Source organism: Acetobacter sp. DsW_059 (assembly GCF_002153695.1).
GTDB classification, from domain to species: Bacteria; Pseudomonadota; Alphaproteobacteria; order Acetobacterales; family Acetobacteraceae; genus Acetobacter; species Acetobacter thailandicus.
Window position 1 is genome coordinate 1 of record NZ_JOPI01000083.1, and the last position, 3291, is coordinate 3291.

The window sequence follows — 3291 nt, forward strand, 5'->3', positions numbered from 1 at the left end:
TCATGTCCGCAATCCATATCGCTGCAACCGTCCTCTTCTATCTTAACGAATGAGTCCTGAGCCTGACTTTAAAATTTTATTTTGCATAAAAATAACGTGCTGATGTTTGTGCAGACTATGGCTATATGTGCATGTTGCACCCTGACAAACATTGAGTATGCTGAAAGCTCTCTATCAGGCTACAGGGGAGGCTTTAATATGCCACCATCATTTCGTTCATCGCGGCGCAACGTGCTGAAAATTATATGCGGTATAACTGCAATAACGTCCCTGCCCCCGGCCATGGCAGAATCTTACAGACCAGGAAAAACAAATTTGCCACGTATTGGCATTATTGGTTCCGGGCAGGTAGGCGGCACTCTTGGGCGTTTATGGGCACAGGCTGGTTATCAGGTTATGTTCTCATCCAGAGAGCCGGAATTACTGCAGGATGTCGTTGCAAATGCCGGTGCAAATGCACGGGCGGGAGATGTAGCACAGGCAATAGCTTTTGGTGATGTCATTTTACTGGCTGTTCCTTATGGGGCTGAGCCGTCTGTTGCAGAAAAATATAGTAAGGCACTCGCTGGTAAAATACTGATTGATGCTGATAACGCCTACCCTTATCGGGATGGTGCCGTGGCTGAAAAAGCCCGTAGTTTTGGTGTCGCCAAATATTCGGCACAGCTATTTCCAGGCACATTATTTGTACGGGCATTTAATTCAGTTAATGCCAGTAGTCTGACTAATGGTGGCGGTGGCGACACAGAAGTTCTGTATAGTTTTACAAACGATAAAGCCGGTGAGGTTGCCGCTCAGCTGATTAAAGCGACAGGCTGCGTACCTGTGCGTGGTCATGATCTCTGATAAAACACCGGGGTCTTTTATTCTCAGATTTTGTAAAGCCATTAATGCTCACCCGGATGAAGTGAGCGCGTGCCTCTGGGGGTTTGGGCTTTTTTTCTTTCTTTTTACCAGCTACGCAGTTTTGCGCCCGGTGCGTGATGCTATGGGCATTGCCAGCGGGCTCCATAATCTGCAATGGCTGTTTAGCTCTACCTTTATCGTTATGCTGCTGGCTGTACCCCTTTATGGATGGCTTAATGCCCGCGTGGCTCGCGCGCAGTTTATTAACTGGGTTTATAGTTTTTTTGCTCTCAACATGCTTGGCTTTGCATGTTGTCTTTTTTTGTGGCCTACCAGCCTGTGGGTGGCACGGGCATTTTTTGTCTGGTTGTCAGTTTTTAATTTATTCGTTGTATCCGTCGCCTGGAGTCTGATGGCGGATATATTCAGAAAAGAGCAGGCAGGCCGTCTTTTTGGTTTCATTGCCAGCGGCGCCAGTATTGGCGGTATTACCGGACCCGTTGCCGGGGCACTACTCGTCAGTATTGTATCACTACCAGGGTTAATGGTGGTTTCAGCGTTCCTGTTAGGAGGCTCCCTGCTGGCTAAGTCACGTTTAATGGCGTGGCGTACCAGCCAGGAGAATGAGGAGGAGTGTGAAGCACGTTACCGCCCGGTAAGAGGTAACCCTTTTGCTGGTTTCACGATGGTCATGCGTTCACCTTATCTGTTGTGTCTTGCCGCTTTTGTTATGCTGTTAAGCACATCATCGACTTTTCTTTACTTTGAACAGGCCAGATTAGTAGCTGTTACCTTCCCTTCACGAGCGGAACAGGTGCGTGTTTTTTCAATTATTGACAGCGCTGTTCAGGCCCTTTCTCTGCTTTGTCAGGTAGTAATAACCGGACGCTTTGCACATCGTTTCGGTGTCAAAGGCCTGCTGACCATTGCACCATTGATTATTACGGCAGGGTTTCTGATGCTTGCAATATGGCCGGTGTTTGTCATGGTCGCGACTGTTATGGCGATAAGACGTGTGAGTGAATATGCGTTTATTCGCCCCGGGCGTGAAATTTTGTTCACGCCAATGCCGGCAGATGTAAAATATCGTGCAAAAAGCTTTCTCGATACCGTAGTATACCGTGCGGGTGATGCCGTCAGTGGCTGGACTATTGCTGCGATTACCGCCGTTTCGCAAAGTTCTGTCGTCGTCTCCCTTGCCGGTGCTGCGCTGGCTTTTATATGGGCCGGAACAGGATATTTTCTTGGCGGACAGGATGATCAGTCTTTCCGCTCAGAAAAGGAGAGTACATAGCGTAGCACAATGCAGCTAAGCTCTTGTATGCACAGCATCAGTCGCTATGGATTGCACTGGTATATATACGAGAGTGGTCAGGGCCATTTTGAAGATGATTCTCGAAAATCTGACAGATATTAGTTTTTTTGTTCAGCTGGTTCAGGCTGGTAGTGTCAGTGCGACAGCAAAGCGGCTGGGTGTCTCTGCCCCTGCTGTATCGCGCAGGTTAAGACGCCTTGAAGAGCGGCTGGGTGTAACACTTGTTGTGCGTAATACGCGACATTTTCATCTGAGTGACAGCGGACAGCTTTATTATGATGGTGGCGTAAAGCTTGTTGAGGGTACAGAACACCTTGAGGCCGAAATTATGCAGTCTAACCGTCTCTTACAGGGGGCGTTAAGCATAGGTGCACCACTTGAGCTGGGGCGTAACAAACTGGCACCCTTCATAGCACATTTTGGTAGCGAGCACCCCGACCTTCAGCTCAGTCTCGCTGTTGCTTCTGAGGGGTCATATGATTTTGGCGACTATCTTGATCTGATTATTCGCCTGGGCATGCCTGAAACATCCGGTTCTATTGTTACAAAACTTGCATCAACGAACAGAGTGCCCTGTGCCTCCCCAGAATATATTGAACAATATGGTCAGCCTCAGACGCCGGAAGATTTAAAAAAACATACCTGCCTGTGTTTACGGCGTTATAAAACGATGGAGCCGTTAAATCAGTGGATACTGGAAAATAAAAATAGCTCACATGTGGTGGTGGTGACGCCAAGGCTTAGCAGCACAAGTGCTGAAATTGTGCATGACTGGGCACTGTCAGGCAAAGGTATTGCCTATAAATTACTATGGGATGCGCAGGATAATCTCAATAATGGCAGCCTGATAAGGATTTTACCTGAATTTCAGGGAGAAACAGTCTCTCTTTATGCTGTACTGCCTTCCCGTGAGCATGTTAAAAGCAGTGTTCGGCTTCTTCTTAAAGAAATGAAGAAATATATAAAATCACTATAATATATCCAGGCTCAGGACACATTCTTTAAGATTGCTTACATATAAAAGTATGAGCGCAGCGATCGTATCGTGTTGCCACCCGTCGCCAGCCTTTGAGCTTTGCGAACATGTTTTCGATCAGGTGACGCTTTTTATACAGATGCCAGTCGTAAGG

General features: G+C 47.4%; 3 protein-coding genes. All 3 read left to right on the top strand.

Annotated features, from left to right (window positions below; translation table 11 throughout):
* The first annotated feature begins 198 nt into the window (after positions 1-198).
* The 3 genes from HK25_RS11940 to HK25_RS11950 all read left to right on the top strand — a co-directional run bounded on the left by HK25_RS11940 (position 199) and on the right by HK25_RS11950 (position 3137).
* Entirely contained in the window at positions 199-846 is a 648-nt protein-coding gene (locus HK25_RS11940; RefSeq protein WP_233127822.1) for an NADPH-dependent F420 reductase, read from the top strand.
* A complete protein-coding gene (locus HK25_RS11945; RefSeq protein ID WP_086636372.1) occupies positions 836-2140 on the top strand; it encodes an NTP/NDP exchange transporter in 1305 nt (434 codons plus the stop codon). The genes HK25_RS11940 and HK25_RS11945 overlap by 11 nt, the downstream gene beginning before the upstream one ends.
* A 94-nt stretch (positions 2141-2234) precedes the next feature.
* A complete protein-coding gene (locus tag HK25_RS11950; protein ID WP_086555546.1) occupies positions 2235-3137 on the top strand; it encodes a LysR family transcriptional regulator in 903 nt (300 codons plus the stop codon).
* Positions 3138-3291: the final 154 nt, after the last annotated feature.